Below are 289 nucleotides of genomic sequence, written 5' to 3' on the forward strand. Positions count from 1 at the left end.
GGCTGTCGTGGTCGGCCATCACCCGCAACAGGCGGCTGATGAGGAAATGCTCGCGCGACTTGAACTCCAGCAGGTAGCAGCCGACCGCGCCGATCAGGTTACCGAACAGCAGGAACAGCAGGTTGTTGCCCAGCGGCTCCTGGGTACCCGCCCACCACTCGAAACCCAGGTAGGCGAGCAGCACGACCAACGCACAGCTCAATGCCTGCGACAACCGCAGGCCGGCGAGGAAATAGGCGGCGAAACTGACCAGCAGCAGGCCTTCGTAGGGATAGCCGGGATCCGCCCG

1 protein-coding gene is annotated in these 289 nt (G+C 64.4%); it reads right to left on the bottom strand.

Features of this window, described 5'->3' with window-relative positions; all coding sequences use genetic code 11:
• Nucleotides 1-289 (bottom strand): hypothetical protein (locus JYB62_RS19630; RefSeq protein ID WP_205647091.1); only part of this gene is annotated, 289 nt, incomplete at both ends.

Origin of the sequence: Algoriphagus lutimaris (assembly GCF_017051705.1) — a bacterium.
GTDB lineage: Bacteria > Bacteroidota > Bacteroidia > Cytophagales > Cyclobacteriaceae > Algoriphagus > Algoriphagus lutimaris.